A 20,819-nucleotide genomic window follows, 5' to 3' on the forward strand; every position below is an offset into this window, starting at 1 on the left:
CAACCGATACGTGTCTGGAGAGCGCATGGAGTCCGTCATGGAAACACCTCACCCCGAACGCGCGGCGCGCAAGCCTCGCATCGGGCTCGCGTGGCAAATTTTGATCGGCCTGATCGCCGGCATTGCGGTCGGGCTGGTGCTCAACCGTTTCCCGGAGTTTCGCGAGTCAGCCATCAACGGCTTCCTGCAACCGGCCGGCGATATCTTCATTCGTCTGATCAAGATGGTGGTCGTACCCATCGTGTTCACGAGCATGGTGATGGGCATCGCGGGCGTCGGCGACGGGCGCTCGCTCGGGCGCATCGGCCTGAAGACGCTCGTGTACTTCGAGGTCATCACGACGATCGCCATCGTGCTGGGACTCGTGCTCGGCAACGTGCTGCATCCGGGGCTGGGCACGGATCTGTCCCAGCTCGGCCACACCGATATTTCGCGCTATCAGCAGACCACGCAGCAAACGCAGGGTCATCACGGCTTCATGGCGCTTTTGCTGAGCATCATTCCCGACAACATCGTCATGGCGATGGGGCGCGGCGATCTGCTGCCGGTGATCTTTTTCTCCGTGCTGTTCGGATTGGGCCTGCAATCCGTGCCTGCCGAATATCGCCAGCCGGTGCTCGCAACCTTCAAGGGCATCAGCGATGCGATGTTCAAGGTCACCGGCATGGTGATGCGTTACGCGCCGTTCGGTGTGTGTGCGCTAATCGCGGTGACAGTCGCGAGTTTCGGCTTCGGTTCGCTGCTGCCGCTCATCAAGCTGGTTGCGGTGACGTATCTCGCGATCGTGCTGTTCGCGGTGTTCGTGCTCGGCATTACGGCACGCCTCTTTGGCTTCAACATTTTCACGCTGGTGCGCGTCATCAAGGACGAATTGATCATCGCCTTCTCGACGTGCAGTTCGGCGACGGTTTTGCCGCAACTGATGAAGAAGATGGAAGACTTCGGCGTGCCGAAGAGCATTACGACGTTCGTGGTGCCCACGGGCTACACGTTCAATCTGGATGGCGCGTCGATCTATCTCGGCATCGGCACCCTGTTCGTCGCACAGCTCTATGGCGTGCATCTGGGCGTGCAAGAACAGATCGTGCTCGTGCTCACGATGGTCGTGACCTCCAAAGGCGCGGCAGGCGTGCCCGGCTTCATGTTCGTGATCCTGCTCACGACGCTCGCCAGTGCGGGACTACCGCTCGAAGGGCTCGCGTTCATCGCAGGGGTTGACCGCATCATGGACATGGGACGCACCGCGCTGAACGTGGTGGGCAACGCGCTTGCGCCGCTCGTCATCGCCCGCTGGGAAGGCCAGTACGACGCGGAGAAAGGCAAGGCGTATATCGCGTCGCTGGACGCATGAGATTCGTTGAATTCAGTAATGACTAACATGGAACGAGGAGCAGATCCAATGAGCAGCAATCGCGGGCAGTTGTTTTCAGCATCGATGATGGAGGCCATCAAGCAGCGCTTTCATTACGTCGATCGCGATATCGACAACCGTGAGCGTCTTTTCTTCGACAACGCAGGCGGGTCGTTCAGACTGAAATCGGCACTGGAAGCATTCGCGCGAATCGATGCGCTGCCGGACTGCCCCGAGCGTATCCACGAGCGCGCGCTGTTTCTGCAGGATATTCAGGCGCGCGGCGAAGACGACGTGCGCCGCATCCTCAACGCGCGCGGCGGAAGTGCGTACCTCTCGCTGACCGCTTCGGCGGCGATGTTCGACATGGTCCGCGCGGTGATGGAGAACGTGCCGGGCACGAACGCCGTCACCACGATTCTCGAGCATCCGTCGTCTTTCGATGCGATGACGATGTACTGCGAGCGTACGAACAAGGAGCTTCGCATTGCACCGAGCAATGCCGAAACCGGCGGCGTCGATACCGATGCCATCGTCGCGCTCATCGACGACGATACGGCACTTTTAAGCGTGATGTACGCATCGAATATCTCGGGCGCGAAGCTCGATATTGCGGCCATCGTCGAACGTGCGCGAGCGCGCAAGCCGGATCTTTTTATCATCGTCGATGCGGTTCAGCATGCGCCACATGCGGTTATCGATCTGCAAAAGACCCCTGTGGACGGCATCAATTTCGCGCCGTACAAGTTCTTCGGGTGCCGTGGTTCTGGCGTGTCATGGCTGTCCGAACGGCTTGCCGAACTTCCGCATCATCGGCTCGCGGCCAAGGACAAAGGGGTTTGGGAACTCGGCAGCCCCGCGCCCGCGCAATTCGCCGTGGTGAGCGCGATCGTCGATTATGTCGCGTGGATCGGCACCCAGTTTAGCGACGCCGAAGACCGGCGCGAACGGTTCGTACAAGGCATGCAGCGCATCGAAGAGCACGAGCGCGCGCTGCTTTCGTTGTTGCTCGACGGCGTTGACGGACAGCGCGGGCTGCGAGCGATCGAAGGCGTACGCGTGTTCTGGGATCACGACGATCTGACGCGCCGCGATCTGATCGCCGGCATCGACTTCGATAACCTGGACCCGACCGCCGCCGTACGCGCCTATGAAGAGCGGGGCGTGATCGTCTATGAGCGGATTGCGACGAGCCTTTACTCGGGGCGGATGTTGAAATCGTTCAGCCTCGACGGTGCGGTGCGCATCTCTCCGTTGCATTGCCATGCGCCGAGTGACGTTGCGAAGTTCCTGGCAGTGACTGAGGACATTGCGATCGCGAGTCGGCTCGCCGGATAGCGGAGGGTGAGACAGAGACGCATCGAGATTTTATTGTGATTCTCGGTGCGTCCCCATAGCCACGTCGGAGGGGCAGCTAGTTTGCATGTCGGGAGAGTCACAGGTATCGCTTGCAAACAAATGGTCGAGTTCAAGCCAACACCCGACTGCTGATACGCCGCGTCGAGGGGCAGTTCAGGGTCGATCCCGGCCCTTGATGAAGTGACGGTCGCCGCGACCAGCGAGCCGATCACTTCGAGGTGGCTCAACTCCTCGGTCGCGATGTCCAACAGCATGTCCTTGCGGCCTGGATCCTCCTCGGTGACCGCCTGCGTGAAATAGCGCATCGCAGCGGCGAGTTCGCCCTGCGGGCCGCCGAACTGTTCGAGCAGCAGGTTCGCGAGCCCCGGATTGGGCGCATCGACGCGTACCGTGTACTGAAGCCGTGTGTTGTGAATGAACATGAAACCTCCGTTGAGGGAGGGGAGCACACCTGCGATGCAGCCGCGAGCACGACGCGCACCCTTAGTGCTGGGGCTGCTCGGGCGCGCGCATCGTTGCCGGACGGCGTTCGGGTGCTGGACGGGCGCGGAAGCCATACCGTGATGGGGCCGATGCACGGCCCTGCGCCGCATCCGTCCGCGACTTTTCAACGCGTTGTCATTTCTGCCGTCAGCGCGCGAGTGTGCGCGCAGCTGCGCGGCGATAGCACCGGGCAAGCGCAGTCAGCGCGTATCGCCGTTGCCTGTGGGCATGTGCGCCCCGGCACCATCGGCCGGCGCGCGTTCATCGGAGGGCAGCGGCTTGCCTTCGGCCGGATCGTGCGCGCTGCGCGGCGGCGGCGTGTGCGTGCCGTGACGCTTGCCTTCGGGGCCGGGCGTGCTGTCGCCGCGGTCCTGTCCTTGCGAATCGGTGTCGAGTGAATTCGAACGGGTCATCGGGCTGGCTTCCTGTCGGAACATGGGGGGAAGGCGCGCACGCATCGCCCGTGCCGGCGCCTTCGCGTGGCGATGCACACGGCCGGGCGCGCCGTTTGCTCACCCGCGCCGTCGAGGCCGGCCCGCGCAATGTCGCGCGCGGCCGTTGCCTGGAGCGATGTTCGATGTCAGATGCGACCCTGTTCCCGCTGTCCGATCCGCAGCAAGTCCTTGCCTCCCTCCTGCGTGCTTTTGCGTCTACGCCGGCGCGACGCGCGGCCGTGTGCGCGTGGCGCGCTCTCGCGCCGCCCCGCGTCGCGGTATCGGCCTACGCCGGTGGTGCGGTCGGTCTCGCACCGCGCGTCGCCGTTGCGCGCGCCGGAGACGGCAACGCGGCCGGCGGCGACGACGGCAATGCCGGCCGCGACCGCCGCGACGACCGCGATGAGCGCGACACCGACGCGCCGGGCGGCGGCGGCGGTGACGGCCATCCGCACGACGATCGCGGCGGCCGCACCGGCGGCGATGGCGACGGCGACAGCCATGACGGCGAACGCAAGCGCCCGGGGAGGAAGCCGCTGATCATCCTCGGCGCGGTGCTGCTGGTGTTGCTGATCGTCGGGCTCGCGTGGTGGCTCGCGACGCCCGATCAGGAGCGCACGGATGACGCTTATACCGACGGCAACGCGGTCGCGATGGCGCCGCACGTGTCCGGCTAGGTGCCCCGGCTTGCCGTCGACGACAACACCTTCGTGCATCGCGGCGACGTGCTCGTCGAAATCGATCCGCGCGACTATCGCGCGCGGGTCGACGCGGCGCGCGCACAGCTCGGCCTCGCGCAGGCGCAACTCGATGCGGCGCGCGTGCAGCTCGACATCGCCCGCGTGCAGTATCCGGCGCAGTACCGCCAGGCGCGTGCACAGATCGAGTCGGCGGACGCCGCGTACCGGCAGGCGCTGGCCGTTACCGCAAGGGGCTGTCGCCGTTTCTGGACGTGCTCGACGCGGAGCGGCAATGGTCGGAGGGGCGGCAACAGGCGGTGCAGGGCGAGTAGCAGACGACGACGGATCTCGTCGCGCTGTACAAGGCGCTCGGCGGCGGGTGGCAGACGTCGGGTACGGTGGCGGCTGCGAAGATGGGGGATGCGGCGTCGAGAGATGCGGTGTCGAGGGATGCGGCGCCGAGCGATGCGGCGTCGCCGTCACGCGCGGCCACATCGGCCGCGTTTCAATAGCGCGCGGCCCTCACAGGCACGCGCGCGAGAACAGCAGCGAATCGGCGTCGTTGAAGCGAACGCGCACCGGATCGGCGTAGCCGGCCTTCTGCGCCACGCGGATGGACGCGGTGTTGGTCGGCGCGATCAGGCAGACACTGCGCTCGAAGCGCTGCTGCGCATCGAGCCAACGCAGCGCGTGCGTGAGCGCTTCGGTTGCATAGCCTTTGCCGTGCGCCCAGCTCGCGAGCGCCCAGCCGGCCTCCGGCACGCCGCGGATCGACGGCTCGACCGCGCGGTGGAAGTCCGCGAAACCGAGATCGCCGACGTAGCGGCCCGACGCCTTCTCGCGAATCGCCCAGTAGCCGTAGCCGAGCAGCGGCCACAGTCCGCGATACGCGAGCAGCCGCATCCACGAGTCGCGCGGCGCCGACGGCTTGCCGTTGAAGATGTGCGCGACGACGGTCGGCTCGGTCCACATTGCGGCGAGCGCCTCGAAGTCGCCGAGCGGATGGCCTTCGAGTATCAGGCGTGGGGTGTCGAGAATGGGCGGGGACGTGACGGGCGGCAGGGCGCTGGATGTCATCGGGCGTTCCATCGGGAAGGACGGGCGAAGGCGGCACGCGGCGTCGCCTTCGGGCTGCCGTACGATACCGCGGAACGCGCTGCGGATGCGCAAAGCCCCGCCTGTATCGTGGAATCCGCGCGTGTCGACGGCCGTCGCTACCCGTCGTTCTCGCGACGCTGTCGCGTGCGATCGCGCAGGCGCTCGTCGAGTGCTGCTCGCTTGCCCGTCACGCGAGGCGTGCGGACCCGCGGACCTGCGGACTTGCTGACTGGTGGGCTTGCAATTCACAGACCCAGAGACCCGCACACTCGCGCGGCGACGCCCCGCGGAGCGTCGCCAACGAGTCCGCTCATGCCGACGTACGGCCCGCCCGCGTACTGGCGCGACGCGTCAGCGGCCGCATGCCGGCCGCCGACTACTTGCGGCTTTTCAGAAAATTGCGCCCGTGCGCGGTGATCGACGCGCCGGAGCGGCCGTTCGCCGAATGGCTGACGAAACCCGCGCCGACGAGTTCGTGCTCGACCGACCAGCCGAGCGCCGGCGCATCGCGGCCATAGCGCACGTCGGCGAGGCGCTCGAGCGCCCACAGTGCGGCGGCCGACAGGTTGGGGGTGTTGGTGGACGTGGCGTTGTCGTTCATCGCTTCCTCTGGCTGGGTGATTCGGGGTGGACGGCACGGGGCCGTGGGGCCGGACGACGCAGCGTCAGCCGGCCTGCAGCAACGGCAGCAGCGCCTGCAGCGCGGTGTCCTCGTCGCGGCCGGTGGCCAGCAACTGGGCGGACGTGCCGCCGTGCAACTGCAGCGCCGCGATCGCGGCGGCGTCCTTGGCGGCGGCGCTGACGCCGTTGGCGATCAGCAGGATGTCGCTTTCGAAGCGGCGAGCCGCCGCGACCAGCGCATCGCGCGCATGGCTCGCGCGCTTGCGGTTCCATGCCGCACCGATTTGGACGTAGACGACGGTTGCCACGATGCGGATCAGCCGCGAAGCGCGCGGTCGGAACGGCGCGCGGCGGCCGGCAGGATCGGCTGGGTGCTTGCGTCGCTGCATCGTGCGACCAGCCTGGCTGCATCATCTATCTCGAACATGTCGGCATCCTCGGTTAAGCGGCGATCAAGTCCGGCGAACGATCGGAACGGAGGATTATAATACGTACACCAGTTTATGTGTATGGCATTATAATGTTGTGCGCATGATCTGCGGCCTGTCGAACGTTGGCGGGCCGCTGCGACATGCGATCCCGGCGCCGGTTTGCGCGCCGGTATTTTTTTGTCGATTGACCCGAACCCCCCACCGAATGGAAGCTGCAATGAACGCCGCCCCCGCCTGCCCGCAATGCGCGATGGAAAACACTTACCCGGACGGCACGCTGTACGTGTGTCCCGACTGCGGTCACGAATGGTCGGCCGGCGCTGGCGCCGAAGCGGGCGACGAGCCGGCGGGCGACGTCGTGAAGGATGCGAACGGCAACGTGCTGTCGGACGGCGATTCGGTCGTCCTGATCAAGGACCTGCGCGTGAAAGGTTCGTCGATCACGCTGAAGATGGGCACCAAGGTGAAGAGCATCCGGCTCGTCGGCGGCGATCACGAAGTCGATTGCAAGACCGACATGGGCGGCTTCATGCTGAAGGCCTGCTACCTGAAGAAGGTCTGAGCGCGTCATGGCGCGGAGCGCCAATCGCAAGGCTTGCCGAACATGAGCGACGATCGGGCATCGTACGATGCATTCCTGCGTTTTCTGGCGACGCCGTTGAGCGACGGGCGTCCGTTCGTGCTCGAGACGAAGCACGCGGTGTCGCTGCATTTCGATCATTTCGGCACGCAGAGCTTCATGTCGCTGAAGGATCCGGTCCGGCTCGAACTCGGCTACACGCGCGTGATGATGGGCTTCCTGCTGCTGCAGCCGGCGCCCGCGCGCATCAGCATGCTCGGGCTCGGCGGCGGATCGCTCGCGAAGTACTGTTACCGCCACTTGCCCGGCAGCGCGATGGAGGCGGTCGAGATCAATCCGCAGGTGATCGCGCTGCGCGACGTGTTCCGGATTCCATGCGACGACGCGCGCTTCGCAGTGGTGTGTGCGGACGGCGCCGACTACGTCGCGCGTCCCGACGTGCGTGCGGACGTGATCCTGCACGATGCGTTCGTCGCCGACGGCACGGCCGGCCGCTGCACCGGCGCCGAATTCCTCGACGCATGCCGCGCGCGGCTCAGTGAAACGGGGGTGCTGGCGATCAACTTCATGAACGACGATCCGGCGCTGCCGCGGCATCTCGAACAGCTGCGCGCGGTGTTCGACGATTCGTACTCGCTGGTGCCGTGCGGCGACGACAACAATTTCATCGCGTTCGCGTGGAAGAACGGCAACCCGTTGCCGTCGTTGCGCGTGCTGCTCGAGCGTGCGCTCGCGTTCGGCTCGGCCGGCGAGCTCAAGCTGGCGTCCACCGCGCGGCGCATGAAGGCGGGCGAGGGTATCGACCCGGCGCGGCTGGTGTGGCGCGCGCGCGAACATCCCCGCTGGGAAATCTGCACGTGACGGCGGTGCGCGCGACGGCGCCGCCGCCATGCGCGCAGCGTTATTTCCGTACCCGCTTCGCGACCGCGCTCTTGGTCTTGTAGCTGATGCCGTGCGTGTCGAGATATTCGCGGATCAGCTGACGCACGACTTGCGACGGCGTGAGATCCTGCTCGGCGCACAGTATTTCGAAGGCTTCCTTCTTCGCGGGATCGATCAGGACGGTCAGGCGGGCGGTTTTCGTTTCCATCGTCAGGCGTGCGTATTCGATAGGTTGATCGGATTGAAATTCGTCGGCATTGGCGGCCGGGCCGGGGCCGCGCTCAACGCCGGCGTTCGAACCATGTGAGCAGATCGTCGATCACGGGCATCGCGGCGAGCATGACCAGCACACCGGCGAGCGGCACGGTCGACACGTAGCCGACATGCTTGAAGCCGATCGCGCCCATGAGCCCGCCGATGAAGAACGACGCGAGCATCGTCGCGTGAATCTTCAGCTTCGACCGGTTGGCGATCACCGCATGCGCGTCGACGACCATGGCCGAGCGGTTCCAGTAGAACAGCTTGCCCAGCTCGATGCCGAGATCGGTGACGATGCCGGTCATGTGCGTCGTGCGGATTTCGGCGCCCGACATCTTCGTGATCGTCGCGTTCTGCAGCCCCATGATGAAGCAGAGCAGCGTGACCGTCGCCGGCACGAACAGCCCTTCCCACAGCGCGAGATGGCTGCCGAGCAGGCCGAACACCAGCAGCAGCACGGCTTCGACCAGCAGCGGCAGCACGAACTGGCTCTGCAGCCCGCGCCGCCGCCCCCAGTTGACCAGAATCGCCGAGCAGCCGGCGCCCACCAGGAACGACGCCAGCGAGCTGACGCCGGCCAGCGCGAGCGGGATGTCGCCGAGCGCGGTCTGATCGGCGATCGCCGACACGATGCCGCTCATGTGTGACGTGTATTGCTTGACCGCGAGGTAGCCGCCGGCGTTGGCCGCGCCGGCCACGAACGCCAGCGAGAAGCCCAGCTGGCGATTGGCGGGTGCGCTCCGGTGTTTTCCGGTCAGACTCAGAAAGTACTGCGCTGGCATAAGGGTTCGGGGTTCGCTCGATCGCCCGGATCGCCGGGCACGGACAGGGCGGCACGCGCTGGTGCCGGCCCCGGACCTGCGGGCCGGCGGCAAACGGTGCCGGATCGCTTGCATCATCTGCGATACATGATAATTACATTATCATACTCTGTTAGTCAGACTGCACTTTAAGTACAATGTCTCGCGATGCCGACGGAGCGTGTTTTTCGGCCGGCATCGTTCGTGCAGCCGGTTGCCGGCTGCTTCCGGATCGACCCGGCCGCACCCGCCACCCGTTCGCAGTTCGCTCGATATCCGCATCATGACCCCCATCAAGTTCGTTCTCCGCTACACGGCGATTCCGTTCGTGGCTATCGTGGCCGTCGTCCTGTGGGCGGTCGTGCCGTCGTCGAAGGAAATCGACGCGCGGCAATATGCGGCGCTGTCGCGCGGATACGCGAACTTTCCGCTACCGTTGCGGCATGAGATCTCGGAATCGATGGCCGACGGGCGGATCAGCGACCGGCGTTATCAAGCGCTCGTGCGCGATTCGCTCGGCAATGGCGTCGCGCTGGACTGGCCGGCATCGGGCGTCGCCGACGTCGCGGCCGAGCGGCAAAAACTCGCCGAACTGCTGAAGGCCGATCACGGCCTGGAGGACCATCCACAATGAAGGTTGCACTTGTTTCAACGGCTTTCGTGCTGATCATCGGAAGCCTGATCTTCGCGCTGTATTTCATGAACCACGACCGCGGGAAGAGCAAGCGGATGGCGTGGTCGCTCGCGGCGCGCGTGGGCTTGTCGGTCACGCTGTTCCTGTCGCTGTTGATCGCGTACAAGCTCGGGTGGATCGAGCCGACCGGGTTGCCGATCGGGCGGTGACGGGCGCGACGTGCGGCGGATTTCTGCGCTGTCAGGGTTCCGTATGTGACGGCAGCGGCGTGGCGAGAAGATCGCTCGAGCCGCTGGCCGTTCGACCGAAGCCGTGGTGCGAAGGCGGTCATGCGACGCGTTGGTTTGCGCGCGTCGGCTCGCCACGCATCACACGGCGGTTTGGTTCAATGCGCGGCGCGTTGCCGCCATCCGCGCGTCGTCGGTAGCCTAGCCGCGCCCCCCGCGTAACGCCCGCCCCATCTCCGCGATCGGCATCGCGACGATCGAATTCAGCAGCCGCATCTCGCCGGCATCCGGCTTCGCCAGCTCGCGCACCTCATCGAGCGTCTGCGCGACATGACGGTCGAGCGGTTCCAGAAAGCGCTGGAGTTCGCTCGCAGCCGCCTTCTCCCTGAGCCCCAGCGCCTGACCGAACGCCATCAGCGCATTCGCGTCGATATCCGCAAACCGCGTCGCCGCGCCGAGCGGCATCGTCAGCTCGCAGTCGGGCCAATGATCGCCGCGCTGATCGGGCCGGTGCGTCGGCGTCTGATAGACGACCGTGCTGACGATGTCGTAGAACGGCGCGAGCCGGTAGCCGCGCGCGTCGACGAAGAACGACAGGTTCTTCAGATGCGCATCGCCATTGCCGACCACGACGTTGAACACGGTCCAGCGGAACACCGACAGACGCGCAAGCGCCCGCGTGCTGGTGCGGTCGATCGCGCGCGCGAGCTCCTGCGCGTTCGCGCGCTGGTACTTGAAGCCGCGGTCGTAATTGAGCAACTGCATCGCGTCGATCGTGTGCAGCCGCCGGGCCGGCTGCGCGGCGACGTCGCGATCGAACCGGTCGATCACGTAGCACGCGGACGGTGCGCGCAGGAAGTGCACGTCCGGCACGTCGAGGCCCATCCTGCCCGCGAGCTTCATGCAGAAGAATTCGTTGATCGCCGAATGCGGATAGCCGGCCGCGCGCATGTCGGGCTTGAGCAGGTGCATCGACGGCTCGCTGCCGATCGGCTCGTACAGCGCGTAATCGGGCGCGTCGCCGCGCAGCACCACCAGCAGCTTCTGCTGCGCGCCGGCCGCCGACATGCGCTTGGGCGCAGTGGCCGTCAGCGCGCGCTCGGGCATCGCGCGGATGCGTCGCTCGAGCTCGTCGAGCGGCAGCGGTTGCAGAGCGCCGGGCGCTTCGTGCTCGCCGTCGGCCAGCAGCGTCAGCGCCCCGGCCGATTCGCGCCCGAAGTACGCGAGCAGGCCCCATGCGTCGGCGGCGGCGACGTTCGCTTCGCGTGCGAGCGACGTGCGCATGCCTTCCTCGGGCAGCAGGTTGTCGAAGAACCACTGGACCGGACGATCGCTCGACGTGTCGGTGAAGGCGCCGCCGCGCAACGCGAACGCCGGCGACAGCGGATACGCGGCCGCGCTCGCCAGCCATTGCGCATCGTATTCGAACGACCAGATTCCTTTGTCGTCGGCGAGCGTGCCCATTCGCACGCCGTTGGCGGACACGACCAGCGTTCTAGCCGCCATGGCTGCTCCTGCGGCGTTGCGCGGCCTTCAGCGCCGTCGCCTCCGAAATCTCGACCGACGATTCGGCATACAGCCGCACGCCCAGCTCGCCGAGCAGCAGCATCACCTTGCCGATCTGCGCGGTCGGCTTGCCGGCTTCGACCTGGCTGATGAATTTCGGCGACAGACCGGTCGCATTCGCCAGCTCGTCGCGCGTGAAGCCCTGCTGCAACCGGGCCGCGCGGATGAGATGGGCGAGCGCGCCGAGCGTGTCGACGGACTGGGACTCCGACATGACGTTCTCCGTGCTTCGTATCTGATCGGGAACAGTATTGCACAATTCGGGTGTGCAACCGCGGTTCGTATCCAATCGGAAACGAAAAGCGATTTGCGGGAGTTGAATCGAGGTTCCGTATCCGGTCGAATACGGAACGAGCGCGACGAGGCCTACACGGCGATGCCCGTATCCGCTCGGGTACGCGCGTTCAGGCGACGCCGGGCCGGCCGGCATCGGGCATGCGAGGGCGGCCACCAGCAGCGTGCGCCGCGCATCTACGCCGCGAGCCGCCGCTCGCCGAATCCACGCGCGAGCCGCTGCGCGACCTCATTCGGCGAACAGATCGGGCCCGAACACCTCGTAATGAATCCGCGTCTCGGGAACGCCGAGCTGCTTCAACGCGTCGTGCTGCAACCGCATGAACGGCACCGGGCCGCAAATGTAGTAATCGGCATCGGGCAGCAGGAGCGCGTCCTTGATCGCACTCACGTCGACCAGCCCTTTCAGGTCGTAGTCGACGCCTTCCACATCTTGCGGCAGCGGTCGTCGTAGAACACGACGAGCTTGAAGTTCGCATAGGTGCTGGCCGTCTCGCGCAGCCGGTCACGCATCGCATGCACGCCGCCGTTGCGTGCGCCGTACACGAACACGGCCTGCCGGTGCGGATCCTGGATTGCGCGCTCGAGCATGCTGATCATCGGCGTCGGGATGCGCGTCGAACAGCTTCCTGTAGAAGCACGTGATGATGTCGTAGCCGTGTTGGGCGAGGACCGGGGCCGTCGCCTTGACGATGTCCTTGGTTTTCTGCGTGAGCATGGTCGAACTCCTTCGTGACGAGGTGCGGGCGAGCGTCGCGCGCCCGATGCCCGTTTCTACAATTGCGCTTGCCGCGCTACACGGTCCGCGCGCTCGGGCCGGTACGCGCATAGCGGGTCCGAACCTTGCGACGTACGCGGCGTCGCTCGCGGCCGCGCCGCGCCGCATGACGCTCGACGATTTGCAAGGAGGCGCGCATGGAGCCGATGCCCGTCGTACTTCAGTGGGGCGACGTCGTCGCCAGGATCGTGCTCGCGCTCGTCGCGGGCGGGCTGGTCGGGCTCGATCGCAGCGAATCGGGCAAGACGGCCGGGCTGCGCACGACGATCCTCGTGTGTCTGGCCGCGTGCCTGTCGATGCTGCAGGTCAATGCGCTGCTGCTGCAGGCCGGCAAGCCGCAAGGCGCGTTCTCGGTGCTCGACCTGATGCGGCTGCCGCTCGGCATCCTGACCGGGATGGGCTTCATCGGCGGCGGCGCGATCCTGCATCGCGACGGCCTGGTGTCGGGCGTCACCACGGCCGCGACGCTGTGGTTCGTGACGGTCATCGGTCTGTGCATCGGCGGCGGCCAACTGCTGCTCGGCGCGCTCGGGCTCGTGCTCGCGCTGCTGGTCGTGTGGCCGCTACGCTTCGTCGAGCAGCGCCTGCGGCGCGTCATGAGCGCACATGTCACGGTCGAATATCCGCCCGGCTCGGCCGCCCGCGAACAGCTGAACGAGAAACTGCGCGCGGCCGGCTTCACCTGCCGTACGCGCGGCTTTTGCGAAACGGCGGGGCGCGACGTGCGCGAGGAAGAGTTGATCGTGCAGTGGCGCGAAGCCGCTTCGAGCGACGCGATGCTGCAGCAGTTGATGCGAATCGTCGCCTCGGCCGGCCTGAGTTCCGCGCGCTGCTCGGCGCAGAGTTGAGTCCGCGGAACGCGCGATGCTCTGGCAGCAGGCCGCCGTGGGCGGCTTGAACAGGAGCCAAGCATGACCTCTGTATCTGAAGTGATGACACGCGATGCGGCGACCATCGCGCCGACCCAGACGCTGCGCGAAGCGGCGCAAATGATGGACGCGCTGAACGTCGGCGCGCTGCCCGTGTGTGACGGCACGCGCCTCATCGGCATGCTGACGGACCGCGACATCGTCGTGCGGGCCGTCTCGATGGGCGTGCGGCCCGACGAGCCGATCGAGGGCGTCGTCAGCGGGCCGGCGAACTGGTGTTACGAGGACGACGACATCTCCGCGGTGCAGAACAAGATGGCCGAAGCGCAGATTCGTCGCGTTCCGGTGGTCGATCGCGACAAGCGGCTGATCGGCATCGTCGCGCTGGGCGATCTGGCCACGTCGGCCGACGGCGGGATGTCGTCGACGCTCGGCGCGGTGTCCGCGCCGTCGAAACCGGAACGATAGAACGTGCAATCAGCTCAGGAGAATCGGATGAACGAAGACAGGGAAACGCAGATCAGGGAACGTGCGTACCGGCTGTGGCAGGCGGACGGTGCGCCTGAAGGGCGCGCGGACGAATACTGGCAGCGCGCCGAGCGACAGCTCGACGCCGAGGGCGGCGACCCGGACGGCGGCGGCGAGCTTGCCGCGGACGTGTCGATCGATCAGTCGACGAAGCGTCGCAGTCCGGGGGAACCGCTGCAGGATACGGATGCGGTACCGGCCGCGGAGGTCGCGCGGGAGAAGCGGCGCACGCGGTAAGGCACGGCGTAGGGCGCGCCGGCCATCGGGCGTAAGGGCGCTGCTCGACGGCGCTGGCCGTCGCTGGCGCCGCCGCGCGCGTGGGTCCGAACTCAAAGAAGCGCGGTGGCTGCGGAAGCATCGGCAGTCGCCGCGCAGCACCAGCACGCATTCCCCGAGCGCACGCCCGGCGCTGCGCCCCCTCCGTTACGTCGCGATCGACGCGCTCACCCATCCTCCCCGACTTCAGTCGGATCGGGCAGCTCGGGCGGGTCGTCGCGACGCTCGGACGGCGGATTGCCCGGCTTGCCGGCGTGGCCGCCTTGCTCGTCGTCGTCGGGTGTCGGATCGGTCGGGTCGCTCGGGTCGCTCATCATCGTTCTCCTCGGTCGCAAGGGCGCCGGCGCGGCCGGCATGCCGATCTCGAGCATCGACCGTGCCGCGGCTCAGCGCCCGGCTTGCGGACCGTCGTGGCTGGGCGTCCCGCCTTGCGCGCCGGTGCGGCTCATCGCGAGATGCAGCACGGCCGGATCGACCGGTTTCACGAAATGCTCGGCGAATCCGGTCGCGAGACAGCGCTCGCGATCCGAGTGGCGACCATAGCCGGTCAGCGCGAGAAAGACGCACGGCGGGACTTCGTTGATCGCCTTCAGCCGCCGCAGCAGTTCGTAGCCGTCCATCACCGGCAACCCGATGTCGAGGATCGCGACGTCCGGACGATACGCGCGATACGCGGCCAGCGCCGTCACCGGGTCGTGCACGACCGCGACTTCGTGGCCGGCGTCGCGCAACCACTGCGCGAGCGTCGATGCGGCGTCCTCGTTGTCGTCGACGAGCATCACGCGCCGGCCGCTGCCGGGTGCGGCCGCGCGGATGCCGGGCTCCGCCTGCGGCGCGGCCGCGGCGCCGGCGCGCGGCCGGAATTCCGGCAGCACGATCGTGAACGTGCTGCCGCGGCCGGGCCCGGCGCTGTCCGCGCGCACGGTGCCGCCATGCAGGTTCACGAGGCTGCGCACCAGCGCGAGGCCGATGCCGAGGCCGCCGTGCGCCTGCTTGTTGTCGCCGTCGATCCGGTAGAACGGTTCGAAGATGCTCTGAAGGCGGTCGGGCGGAATGCCCGCGCCGTTGTCGTGCACTTCGATCAGCGTGCTGCCGTCCGCGCCGCGTTGCGCGTGCACCGCGATGTCGCCGCCCGGCAGCGTGTATTTCGCCGCGTTCGTCAGCAGGTTCGCGACGACCTGCGACAGGCGCACGGGGTCGCCGTGGCAGCGCGCCTCGGGGTCCGTGTCCACGTGCAGACGGTGGCGGCGCTGCTCGAGCAGCGGGCTCGCGACCTCGACCGCGCGGTCGACGATGTCCGCGAGCCGCACCGCTTCCTTCTTCAGCGTGATCTTGCCGCGCGTGATGCGCGACACGTCGAGCAGATCGTCGATCAGCCGGACCATGTGGTCCAGCTGGCGCTGGATGATCGCAATCTCGTTCGGCGTGGCCTGGCCGTCGCGATTGCGGATCAGCTCCAGCGCGAGCGAGATCGGCGTCAACGGGTTGCGCAGCTCGTGGCCGAGCACCGCGAGAAACTGGTCCTTCGCCTGGTTCGCGTCGCGCAGCTCGCCGAGCAGCCGGTCGCGCTCGGCGTTGGCCGCGACCAGCTTCTCGCGCGCCGCGACGTGTTCCGTCACCTCCACCGCGCTGACGATCACGCCGAGCCCGTCCGCCAGCGGTTGCGGATTGAAGTGCAGCCGGTACACGCGCGCGCCGTCCGCGTCGGTATCGTCGGTATCGGGCCGGTCGTGGTGCTCGCCGATCGTCGTCGAGCGCCCCTGCACGCGCGCCGCTTCCAGCGCACGCGCGATCGCCGCGGTGTCGCCGCCGGGCAGCACCGACGTCAGTGGCCGGCCGACGATGTCGGTTCGGCCGCACAGCGCGGAGAAGCGGTGATTCGCGAGCACGATCCGATGCGCGGCGCCCGACAGCAGCGCGATCGGCAGCGGCGCATGCATCAGCACGCCGTTGCGTTGCTGCTCGGCATCCTCGCGGCGGCGGATCTCGTCGGTCAGCGCGCGCGCCCGTTGCTGGGACAGCGCGAGCGTCAGATGCAGCGCGTTCTCGTCGCTGCGCAGCGACGCGGCGGGCAGGATGCGCCGGTGCAGCGCACAGACATGGCGGAACATCTCCGACTGCTCGGCGCTAGGAAACGCGTCGTGCGGATAGCCGCAGTACAGCGAGAAGCGATATCGCTCGATCAACTCGTTCCACAGCGCTTCGAGCCGCAGCGCACCCGCGTAGCGATGCTGCGCGCACAGCAGCGCGACCATTTCGCCGAACGCGTGTACCGGCCGGCCGGCGCGCACGGCCGCTTCGACGATGGTGCCGATCGAGCGGCGAAAGCGTGTTGGGTCGGGCAGGTCGCCGTCCATGAAGCTGTCGAGCAGCGCTTGCGCGCTCGACATGAAGACGCGGTCGCGCGCCGCACTGCCGCTCGCTCGCTCGAGCGTGCCGAGCCGCGCGTAGACGGCCGCCAGCCGCTCGGGCCGCGCAATCACGATCGCGCTGCCGCCGTCGCGCAGCGCGTCGGCGGAGAACGACGCGACTTCCGACACGAGCTGCTCGTCGGAGTCGTAGAACTGAACGAAGTGGTCGGTGCGCATCGGCGCCGATTTCAGCAGGGTAGAGGCAGATTTCATATCTCACGACACCACGACGCCGCAGGCAGCCGGCGAACTGGTACGGCCGGCCTATCCCGGCCGGCGTGAGCAAACTGCGTGCCGCGCCCGGATTCCCGTGCGGCGGGCGTCGCCGTGCCGCCATGCGGGTGCGCGCGGTGCCGGGTGGCGCGGCGTTTGTAAATTCTGCAGTGCAATGGTCGGATGGATACGTATATTGCACGGCCGCATGACGGCATGGTGCTTGCTGAAAGCGGGAATCGTCGCACGCCGCCGCGCGCCCGCGATTCGAGCGCGTTCTGCATCGCCGCGGCGGCGTTGCGCCCGCTCATCCGCACACGGAGAAAGCCATGACCCGAGCCAGCCAACCGAACGATCGCGACGCACGCGGCCCGGCCCGCACGCCGGAACCGCGCGGCGGCACGCAGGCCGAACCGGCGCGGCCGCCCGGCCACGCGCCCGGCGGCGGCGAGCTCGATTCGATTCCGGACGACCAGGCGCGCAAGGTCGTGCCCGACGATCCGCGTCAGACCGCCGCCCGCGATCCATCCGACAAGCCCTGGCCCGACGGGCACGACGCGCCCGACGACGCAGGCGACCGGCCGCGCCCGCTGTAATGGGCCGTTGCGTTGCGTTGCGCGCGCCGCACCGCAGCCGCGGCTCGGCGCGCTTCGGCATCCATCGCTATTCGTGTAGATCCCGCACCGGAGCACACCATGTCATCAGACGAAGTATCCGAATCGCGCCGCAAGTGGATGCAGGGCACGACGGCCAGCCTGGTCGCGAGCGTCGCGATTCCGGCCGTCGCGCAGAATGCCGGCGCGACCGATGTCGGCGACACCGCGCCGCACGACCCGCGCACGCTGTATCCGCACGCGCCGTTTCCGCAGCAGCACCAGCCGTGGCCCGGCCTCGCCGGACGCATGACGCCGCGGCCCGATCACGGTGAACGCAGCTACCGCGGCAGCGGGCGGCTCGATGGCCGCAAGGCGCTGATTACCGGCGGCGACTCCGGGATCGGCCGCGCCGCCGCGATCGCGTTCGCGCGCGAGGGCGCGGACGTCGCGATCGCCTATCTGCCGGACGAGGAGCCCGATGCGCGCGAGGTCGTGCAATACATCCGCAGTGCGGGCCGCAAGGCAGTGCCGCTGCCCGTCGACATCCGCACCGAAGCGGCGTGCGGCAAGCTCGTCGAACAGGCGGTCGCGGGCCTGGGCGGACTCGATATTCTCGTGAACAATGCGGCGCGTCAGCAGAGCCACGATTCGATCCTCGACATCAGCACCGAGCAGTTCGACTGGACGTTGCGCACCAATTTGTATGCGCTGTTCTGGATCACGCGCGCCGCGATTCCGCACATGCCGCCCGGTTCGGCGATCGTCAACACGACCTCGGTGAATGCGTACGATCCGTCGGCGAACCTGCTCGACTACGCGATGACGAAGGCCGCGATCGCCAACTTCACGAAAGGGCTCGCGAAGCAGATGATCCAGCGCGGGATTTGCGTGAACGGCGTCGCGCCGGGGCCGTTCTGGACGCCGCTGCAGGTGAGCGGCGACCAGACCGAGAAGAACGTCGAGACGTTCGGCCAGCAGGTGCCGATGGGGCGGCCGGGGCAGCCGGCGGAACTCGCGTCGATCTATGTCGAACTGGCGTCGTCGCGTGCGAGCTATGTGACGGGGCAGATCTACGGCGCGTCGGGCGGCGCGGGGCAGCCTTAGCGGTGCGGCGCAAGTGCTGATCGGCTGGACCGCTCCGGCGATCAGGCGCCGTTCGAACCGATCTTCAAGGCGTCGAATTCGACGGCGAGTTCGGCGCCGAGGCTTGAATACAAGTAGGCGATGGTCGCTCCTCGACGGCCGGAAAGGCGTTCGCCTTTGGCCAATTGGGCCGATACCCGCGCATAGTCGTGATCGGCAGGATTCATCAGCCGAAGGCTATACACGATGTTCAAAAGGCCGAGCCGGTCGAGCTGAAAGCACGTCACGCCTTCGAATGTCACCGTTGCGCGCCGATTGCCAAGATAGAGCCCAAGCGTCAGCGTGCGCGGCTCTTCATTGGGGCCGATTGCCACGATGTCGAGATACCAGTCGTGGAAGTGGCCACTATCGTCTAGGGTTGCTGTAGTTGTCATCTAGCTCACCACGGGTCGTCCGCGATTTGACGTTCCATTTGCTCGCGCGTGTCGCGATCCGCAAACGGGCTCCTGCGCTCCCGATAGCTCCAGTCTTGATAGAACGCGCTCACTGGCACGAGCGCGCATTGCCACGTGCCGATAGCAAGCGGGACATGCAGGCTGTTGTAGTTCATGGGCACGTGGCCTCATCCAGTTGTGGGCCCGCTGTGCATGCTAGCGCAAACCCGGACACCCCCTTCCCGGAAGTCAGAGAACGTTAAAACAATCCACCGATCTGCGTTCCCGGGTTCCCGAGCGTGGCAGCGCCGATCTGCCGGTCAAATTCGAAAAAGGGAGAGATGTAGCTGAGTTCGCCGTCATATCGATCGATGCAATCGTTCGATCGGCAGCCGTGCGATGCGGGAACGCGTGTGGGTTGCGCAGGCGCGATGGCTGTGGTCAGCGCAACATGCACGCATCCACGCCGCGCGTATCCCCTTACGAAAACGTGGTCGCGATCATGATGCCGAACACCACGCCGATCGCGATGCCGGTCAGCCGGCCGTAGATCGACGCGCGCACGTTGTCGTCGAGTTCGAACGGCGAGCGCTTGTGCTTCCATACCGTGCTGAAAGCGAGCGGGCGCGCGAGCAGCAACGCGCACGCGATCAGCACCGGTGTCGCGACCAGCAGCGCGATGCGCGCGGCGTTCCAGTCGACGCCGTGCATCAGCAGCGATACGACGGCGGCGAGCGGCACCTCGACGCACAGGCCGAGCAGCGATCCGCCGACGAAGGAATCTCCCGGTGTTTGGAACATGAGCGTCGGTCCGTTCGAAGGAATTGCGCACCCGCTTCGGGTCACATGAGAAAGCGACCGTGGTCGATCGTGTGGCCGCGATGTTAAGGCAATTTGCCGGCCGGTTGCCGGCGACTCACGCTATTTAACAAAGCGCCGATGCGCCGTGACGTCATATGCGCGCGACGCACGCGCGACACTCGACGGCGCGCGGCTTCGGCCCGACAATACGCTCGCGCGTCGGCCGCTCGATTCGGCGAAACGCATGACGGAGCTTGCCGATTCGACGGCCATCGCGGCCGTCGGCGGCGCGCTCGAAGATCCCGGGGAGACCGAAACATGTTCGAAGACATCACCCACTATCCGACGACGATCGCATGCAAGGTGTGCGCTGCCGAAGCCGACATCTGCGGCGTGGTCGACTTCTCGCGCTGCGGCGCCGACATGATCGCGGGGAACAAGATCGACCCGTTCGTCGGTGTGCCGATCTACTACTACGCATGCCGGCAATGCGGCTTCACGTGCACGCCGGCGTTCGACCATTGGACGCACGACGACTTCGCGCGTCATGTCTACAACGACGATTACGTGCGCCATGATCCCGAGTATCTCGAGCATCGCCCGCAACAGCATGCCGACCTGATCTGCACGAGCTTCCCGGAAATGCGCGACGGCCGCATTCTCGATTTCGGTTCGGGGTTGGGGCTGCTCGAGCGCAAGTTGTCGGCGCGCGGGTTCGGCGACGTCACGTCGTACGATCCGTTCAGCCATCCCGTCGCGCCGCAGGGCACGTTCGATGCGGTGCTGTCGTTCGAGGTGTTCGAGCATCATCCGCAGCCGCGACGCCTGTTCGCCGACATCGTCCGCTACCGCGGCGTCGCGGGCGCGCTGCTGTTTCAGACCTCGCTGATCACGCCGGAGATCCGCGCGCGCGGCATCGAGCAGTGGTGGTACTGCGTGCCGCGCAACGGACATATTTCGTTCTACACGAGCGCGGCGCTCACGCTGCTGGCGACGGAGCACGGGCTCGAACTGGGATCGTTCAGCCCGGAACTGCACGTGGTGTTCGATCGCGCGTCCGCGCCGCGGTGGGTGTCGAAGTTCTTCTGAACGATGCGGCGCGCAACGCGCTACGTGGCGTCCGCGTTCATAC

25 protein-coding genes and 4 pseudogenes are annotated in these 20,819 nt (G+C 66.9%); 14 read left to right on the forward strand and 15 right to left on the reverse strand.

The window, feature by feature from the left end; translation table 11 throughout:
- Positions 1-25: 25 nt before the first annotated feature.
- Both gltP and MBR110_RS25000 read left to right on the forward strand, forming a co-directional pair.
- Positions 26-1,351 carry a glutamate/aspartate:proton symporter GltP gene (gene gltP / locus MBR110_RS24995; protein WP_059740441.1) on the forward strand — a complete coding sequence of 442 codons (1,326 nt, stop codon included), beginning with the start codon at positions 26-28 and terminating at the stop codon, positions 1,349-1,351.
- An 87-nt stretch (positions 1,352-1,438) separates the two neighbouring features.
- Positions 1,439-2,557, forward strand: a pseudogene (locus MBR110_RS25000) (aminotransferase class V-fold PLP-dependent enzyme); the annotation flags it as partial.
- Here MBR110_RS25000 and MBR110_RS32285 read toward each other — a convergent pair.
- Positions 2,548-3,132 carry a manganese catalase family protein gene (locus MBR110_RS32285; protein ID WP_231572235.1) on the reverse strand — a complete coding sequence of 195 codons (585 nt, stop codon included), beginning with the start codon at positions 3,130-3,132 and terminating at the stop codon, positions 2,548-2,550. The pseudogene MBR110_RS25000 and the gene MBR110_RS32285 overlap by 10 nt on opposite strands.
- A gap of 261 nt (positions 3,133-3,393) precedes the next feature.
- On the reverse strand, positions 3,394-3,606 hold the full coding sequence (locus MBR110_RS25010) for a hypothetical protein (RefSeq protein ID WP_060081291.1): 213 nt from the start codon (positions 3,604-3,606) through the stop codon (positions 3,394-3,396).
- Positions 3,607-3,770: 164 nt separating this feature from the next.
- On the opposite strand from MBR110_RS25010, the pseudogene MBR110_RS25015 reads away from it, so the two are divergent.
- Together MBR110_RS25015 and MBR110_RS32290 are read left to right on the forward strand one after the other, a co-directional pair.
- Positions 3,771-4,559, forward strand: a pseudogene (locus MBR110_RS25015) (HlyD family secretion protein); the annotation flags it as partial.
- Positions 4,547-4,819: pseudogene (locus MBR110_RS32290) on the forward strand (efflux transporter outer membrane subunit); the annotation flags it as partial. The pseudogenes MBR110_RS25015 and MBR110_RS32290, both read left to right, overlap by 13 nt.
- A 10-nt stretch (positions 4,820-4,829) precedes the next feature.
- Here MBR110_RS32290 and MBR110_RS25020 read toward each other — a convergent pair.
- The 3 genes from MBR110_RS25020 to MBR110_RS25030 form a co-directional block, all read right to left on the reverse strand.
- Positions 4,830-5,384, reverse strand: a complete 555-nt coding sequence (locus tag MBR110_RS25020) for a GNAT family N-acetyltransferase (RefSeq protein ID WP_230946844.1) — start codon at positions 5,382-5,384, stop codon at positions 4,830-4,832.
- A gap of 397 nt (positions 5,385-5,781) precedes the next feature.
- On the reverse strand, positions 5,782-6,006 hold the full coding sequence (locus tag MBR110_RS25025) for a hypothetical protein (protein ID WP_011880010.1): 225 nt from the start codon (positions 6,004-6,006) through the stop codon (positions 5,782-5,784).
- 64 nt (positions 6,007-6,070) lie between these two features.
- Positions 6,071-6,334 (reverse strand): HPr family phosphocarrier protein, encoded by a 264-nt coding sequence (locus tag MBR110_RS25030; RefSeq protein ID WP_034192816.1) that lies wholly within the window; start codon positions 6,332-6,334, stop codon positions 6,071-6,073.
- Positions 6,335-6,674: 340 nt separating this feature from the next.
- On the opposite strand from MBR110_RS25030, the gene MBR110_RS25035 reads away from it, so the two are divergent.
- Positions 6,675-7,019 (forward strand): zinc ribbon domain-containing protein YjdM, encoded by a 345-nt coding sequence (locus MBR110_RS25035; RefSeq protein WP_014725746.1) that lies wholly within the window; start codon positions 6,675-6,677, stop codon positions 7,017-7,019.
- 42 nt (positions 7,020-7,061) lie between these two features.
- Positions 7,062-7,898 carry a spermidine synthase gene (locus tag MBR110_RS25040; protein WP_034192815.1) on the forward strand — a complete coding sequence of 279 codons (837 nt, stop codon included), beginning with the start codon at positions 7,062-7,064 and terminating at the stop codon, positions 7,896-7,898.
- Positions 7,899-7,938: 40 nt separating this feature from the next.
- Here MBR110_RS25040 and MBR110_RS25045 read toward each other — a convergent pair whose 3' ends face one another.
- The gene (locus MBR110_RS25045) at positions 7,939-8,127 is read right to left on the reverse strand and encodes a CopG family transcriptional regulator (RefSeq protein WP_011880014.1); all 189 of its coding nucleotides are present in this window, start codon (positions 8,125-8,127) and stop codon (positions 7,939-7,941) included.
- Positions 8,128-8,200: 73 nt separating this feature from the next.
- Complete coding sequence (locus MBR110_RS25050; protein ID WP_011880015.1) at positions 8,201-8,959, reverse strand: YoaK family protein; 759 nt, start codon at positions 8,957-8,959, stop codon at positions 8,201-8,203.
- Between the two features lie 301 nt (positions 8,960-9,260).
- Here MBR110_RS25050 and MBR110_RS25055 point away from each other — a divergent pair, with 301 nt between their 5' ends.
- Together MBR110_RS25055 and MBR110_RS25060 are read left to right on the forward strand one after the other, a co-directional pair.
- Positions 9,261-9,611 carry a hypothetical protein gene (locus MBR110_RS25055; protein WP_059463649.1) on the forward strand — a complete coding sequence of 117 codons (351 nt, stop codon included), beginning with the start codon at positions 9,261-9,263 and terminating at the stop codon, positions 9,609-9,611.
- Positions 9,608-9,820: a twin transmembrane helix small protein gene (locus MBR110_RS25060; RefSeq protein WP_011880017.1), complete on the forward strand. Its 213-nt coding sequence runs from the start codon at positions 9,608-9,610 to the stop codon at positions 9,818-9,820. The genes MBR110_RS25055 and MBR110_RS25060 overlap by 4 nt, the downstream gene beginning before the upstream one ends.
- 219 nt (positions 9,821-10,039) lie before the next feature.
- Here MBR110_RS25060 and MBR110_RS25065 read toward each other — a convergent pair whose 3' ends face one another.
- The 3 genes and pseudogenes from MBR110_RS25065 to MBR110_RS25075 form a co-directional block, all read right to left on the reverse strand.
- Positions 10,040-11,344 carry a HipA domain-containing protein gene (locus MBR110_RS25065; RefSeq protein ID WP_059463648.1) on the reverse strand — a complete coding sequence of 435 codons (1,305 nt, stop codon included), beginning with the start codon at positions 11,342-11,344 and terminating at the stop codon, positions 10,040-10,042.
- Complete coding sequence (locus MBR110_RS25070) at positions 11,334-11,618, reverse strand: helix-turn-helix domain-containing protein (RefSeq protein ID WP_011880019.1); 285 nt, start codon at positions 11,616-11,618, stop codon at positions 11,334-11,336. Before MBR110_RS25070 ends, MBR110_RS25065 begins: the two co-directional genes overlap by 11 nt.
- A gap of 309 nt (positions 11,619-11,927) precedes the next feature.
- Positions 11,928-12,304: pseudogene (locus MBR110_RS25075) on the reverse strand (nitric oxide dioxygenase); the annotation flags it as partial.
- Between the two features lie 309 nt (positions 12,305-12,613).
- Between MBR110_RS25075 and MBR110_RS25080 the strand changes: the two are divergent.
- The 3 genes from MBR110_RS25080 (at position 12,614) to MBR110_RS25090 (ending at position 14,110) form a co-directional block, all read left to right on the forward strand.
- Positions 12,614-13,324, forward strand: coding sequence for an MgtC/SapB family protein (locus tag MBR110_RS25080; RefSeq protein WP_014725751.1), 711 nt, complete (start codon positions 12,614-12,616; stop codon positions 13,322-13,324).
- Positions 13,325-13,387: 63 nt separating this feature from the next.
- Positions 13,388-13,813, forward strand: a complete 426-nt coding sequence (locus MBR110_RS25085; protein ID WP_014725752.1) for a CBS domain-containing protein — start codon at positions 13,388-13,390, stop codon at positions 13,811-13,813.
- A gap of 27 nt (positions 13,814-13,840) precedes the next feature.
- On the forward strand, positions 13,841-14,110 hold the full coding sequence (locus MBR110_RS25090) for a DUF2934 domain-containing protein (protein WP_059897229.1): 270 nt from the start codon (positions 13,841-13,843) through the stop codon (positions 14,108-14,110).
- A 206-nt stretch (positions 14,111-14,316) separates the two neighbouring features.
- Here MBR110_RS25090 and MBR110_RS25095 read toward each other — a convergent pair whose 3' ends face one another.
- Together MBR110_RS25095 and MBR110_RS25100 are read right to left on the reverse strand one after the other, a co-directional pair.
- Positions 14,317-14,463: a hypothetical protein gene (locus MBR110_RS25095; RefSeq protein WP_155626716.1), complete on the reverse strand. Its 147-nt coding sequence runs from the start codon at positions 14,461-14,463 to the stop codon at positions 14,317-14,319.
- A 72-nt stretch (positions 14,464-14,535) separates the two neighbouring features.
- Entirely contained in the window at positions 14,536-16,737 is a 2,202-nt protein-coding gene (locus MBR110_RS25100) for a hybrid sensor histidine kinase/response regulator (protein ID WP_175984335.1), read from the reverse strand.
- Between the two features lie 365 nt (positions 16,738-17,102).
- Here MBR110_RS25100 and MBR110_RS25105 point away from each other — a divergent pair, with 365 nt between their 5' ends.
- Positions 17,103-17,369, forward strand: a complete 267-nt coding sequence (locus tag MBR110_RS25105) for a hypothetical protein (protein ID WP_181709647.1) — start codon at positions 17,103-17,105, stop codon at positions 17,367-17,369.
- A 99-nt stretch (positions 17,370-17,468) separates the two neighbouring features.
- Positions 17,469-18,473, forward strand: coding sequence for an SDR family oxidoreductase (locus MBR110_RS25110; protein ID WP_176322732.1), 1,005 nt, complete (start codon positions 17,469-17,471; stop codon positions 18,471-18,473).
- A 41-nt stretch (positions 18,474-18,514) separates the two neighbouring features.
- Here MBR110_RS25110 and MBR110_RS32295 read toward each other — a convergent pair whose 3' ends face one another.
- The 3 genes from MBR110_RS32295 to MBR110_RS25125 form a co-directional block, all read right to left on the reverse strand.
- Positions 18,515-18,886, reverse strand: a complete 372-nt coding sequence (locus tag MBR110_RS32295) for a hypothetical protein (protein WP_230939083.1) — start codon at positions 18,884-18,886, stop codon at positions 18,515-18,517.
- A 5-nt stretch (positions 18,887-18,891) separates the two neighbouring features.
- The gene (locus MBR110_RS25120) at positions 18,892-19,062 is read right to left on the reverse strand and encodes a hypothetical protein (RefSeq protein WP_014725759.1); all 171 of its coding nucleotides are present in this window, start codon (positions 19,060-19,062) and stop codon (positions 18,892-18,894) included.
- A gap of 304 nt (positions 19,063-19,366) precedes the next feature.
- On the reverse strand, positions 19,367-19,687 hold the full coding sequence (locus tag MBR110_RS25125; RefSeq protein ID WP_034192810.1) for a hypothetical protein: 321 nt from the start codon (positions 19,685-19,687) through the stop codon (positions 19,367-19,369).
- Between the two features lie 318 nt (positions 19,688-20,005).
- Between MBR110_RS25125 and MBR110_RS25130 the strand changes: the two genes are divergently transcribed.
- Positions 20,006-20,776 carry a class I SAM-dependent methyltransferase gene (locus tag MBR110_RS25130; protein WP_059463643.1) on the forward strand — a complete coding sequence of 257 codons (771 nt, stop codon included), beginning with the start codon at positions 20,006-20,008 and terminating at the stop codon, positions 20,774-20,776.
- Positions 20,777-20,819 lie beyond the last annotated feature (43 nt).

This window comes from Burkholderia sp. MBR-1 (genome assembly GCF_013822785.1).
In the GTDB taxonomy this organism is placed as follows: domain Bacteria; phylum Pseudomonadota; class Gammaproteobacteria; order Burkholderiales; family Burkholderiaceae; genus Burkholderia; species Burkholderia vietnamiensis.

Bases quoted from the DNA above. Each gene is read 5' to 3' on its own strand.
- MBR110_RS25045 (WP_011880014.1), bottom strand. From the start codon at position 8,127: ATGGAAACGAAAACCGCCCGCCTGACCGTCCTGATCGATCCCGCGAAG.
- MBR110_RS25020 (WP_230946844.1), bottom strand. From the start codon at position 5,384: ATGACATCCAGCGCCCTGCCGCCCGTCACGTCCCCGCCCATTCTCGAC.
- MBR110_RS25085 (WP_014725752.1), top strand. From the start codon at position 13,388: ATGACCTCTGTATCTGAAGTGATGACACGCGATGCGGCGACCATCGCG.
- MBR110_RS25025 (WP_011880010.1), bottom strand. From the start codon at position 6,006: ATGAACGACAACGCCACGTCCACCAACACCCCCAACCTGTCGGCCGCC.
- MBR110_RS25065 (WP_059463648.1), bottom strand. From the start codon at position 11,344: ATGGCGGCTAGAACGCTGGTCGTGTCCGCCAACGGCGTGCGAATGGGC.
- MBR110_RS25050 (WP_011880015.1), bottom strand. From the start codon at position 8,959: ATGCCAGCGCAGTACTTTCTGAGTCTGACCGGAAAACACCGGAGCGCA.
- MBR110_RS25130 (WP_059463643.1), top strand. From the start codon at position 20,006: ATGTTCGAAGACATCACCCACTATCCGACGACGATCGCATGCAAGGTG.
- MBR110_RS25125 (WP_034192810.1), bottom strand. From the start codon at position 19,687: ATGTTCCAAACACCGGGAGATTCCTTCGTCGGCGGATCGCTGCTCGGC.
- MBR110_RS25035 (WP_014725746.1), top strand. From the start codon at position 6,675: ATGAACGCCGCCCCCGCCTGCCCGCAATGCGCGATGGAAAACACTTAC.
- MBR110_RS25100 (WP_175984335.1), bottom strand. From the start codon at position 16,737: ATGCGCACCGACCACTTCGTTCAGTTCTACGACTCCGACGAGCAGCTC.
- MBR110_RS25105 (WP_181709647.1), top strand. From the start codon at position 17,103: ATGACCCGAGCCAGCCAACCGAACGATCGCGACGCACGCGGCCCGGCC.
- MBR110_RS25070 (WP_011880019.1), bottom strand. From the start codon at position 11,618: ATGTCGGAGTCCCAGTCCGTCGACACGCTCGGCGCGCTCGCCCATCTC.
- MBR110_RS25095 (WP_155626716.1), bottom strand. From the start codon at position 14,463: ATGAGCGACCCGAGCGACCCGACCGATCCGACACCCGACGACGACGAG.
- MBR110_RS32285 (WP_231572235.1), bottom strand. From the start codon at position 3,132: ATGTTCATTCACAACACACGGCTTCAGTACACGGTACGCGTCGATGCG.
- MBR110_RS25090 (WP_059897229.1), top strand. From the start codon at position 13,841: ATGAACGAAGACAGGGAAACGCAGATCAGGGAACGTGCGTACCGGCTG.
- MBR110_RS25010 (WP_060081291.1), bottom strand. From the start codon at position 3,606: ATGACCCGTTCGAATTCACTCGACACCGATTCGCAAGGACAGGACCGC.
- gltP (WP_059740441.1), top strand. From the start codon at position 26: ATGGAGTCCGTCATGGAAACACCTCACCCCGAACGCGCGGCGCGCAAG.
- MBR110_RS32295 (WP_230939083.1), bottom strand. From the start codon at position 18,886: ATGACAACTACAGCAACCCTAGACGATAGTGGCCACTTCCACGACTGG.
- MBR110_RS25110 (WP_176322732.1), top strand. From the start codon at position 17,469: ATGTCATCAGACGAAGTATCCGAATCGCGCCGCAAGTGGATGCAGGGC.
- MBR110_RS25120 (WP_014725759.1), bottom strand. From the start codon at position 19,062: ATGAACTACAACAGCCTGCATGTCCCGCTTGCTATCGGCACGTGGCAA.
- MBR110_RS25055 (WP_059463649.1), top strand. From the start codon at position 9,261: ATGACCCCCATCAAGTTCGTTCTCCGCTACACGGCGATTCCGTTCGTG.
- MBR110_RS25080 (WP_014725751.1), top strand. From the start codon at position 12,614: ATGGAGCCGATGCCCGTCGTACTTCAGTGGGGCGACGTCGTCGCCAGG.
- MBR110_RS25060 (WP_011880017.1), top strand. From the start codon at position 9,608: ATGAAGGTTGCACTTGTTTCAACGGCTTTCGTGCTGATCATCGGAAGC.
- MBR110_RS25040 (WP_034192815.1), top strand. From the start codon at position 7,062: ATGAGCGACGATCGGGCATCGTACGATGCATTCCTGCGTTTTCTGGCG.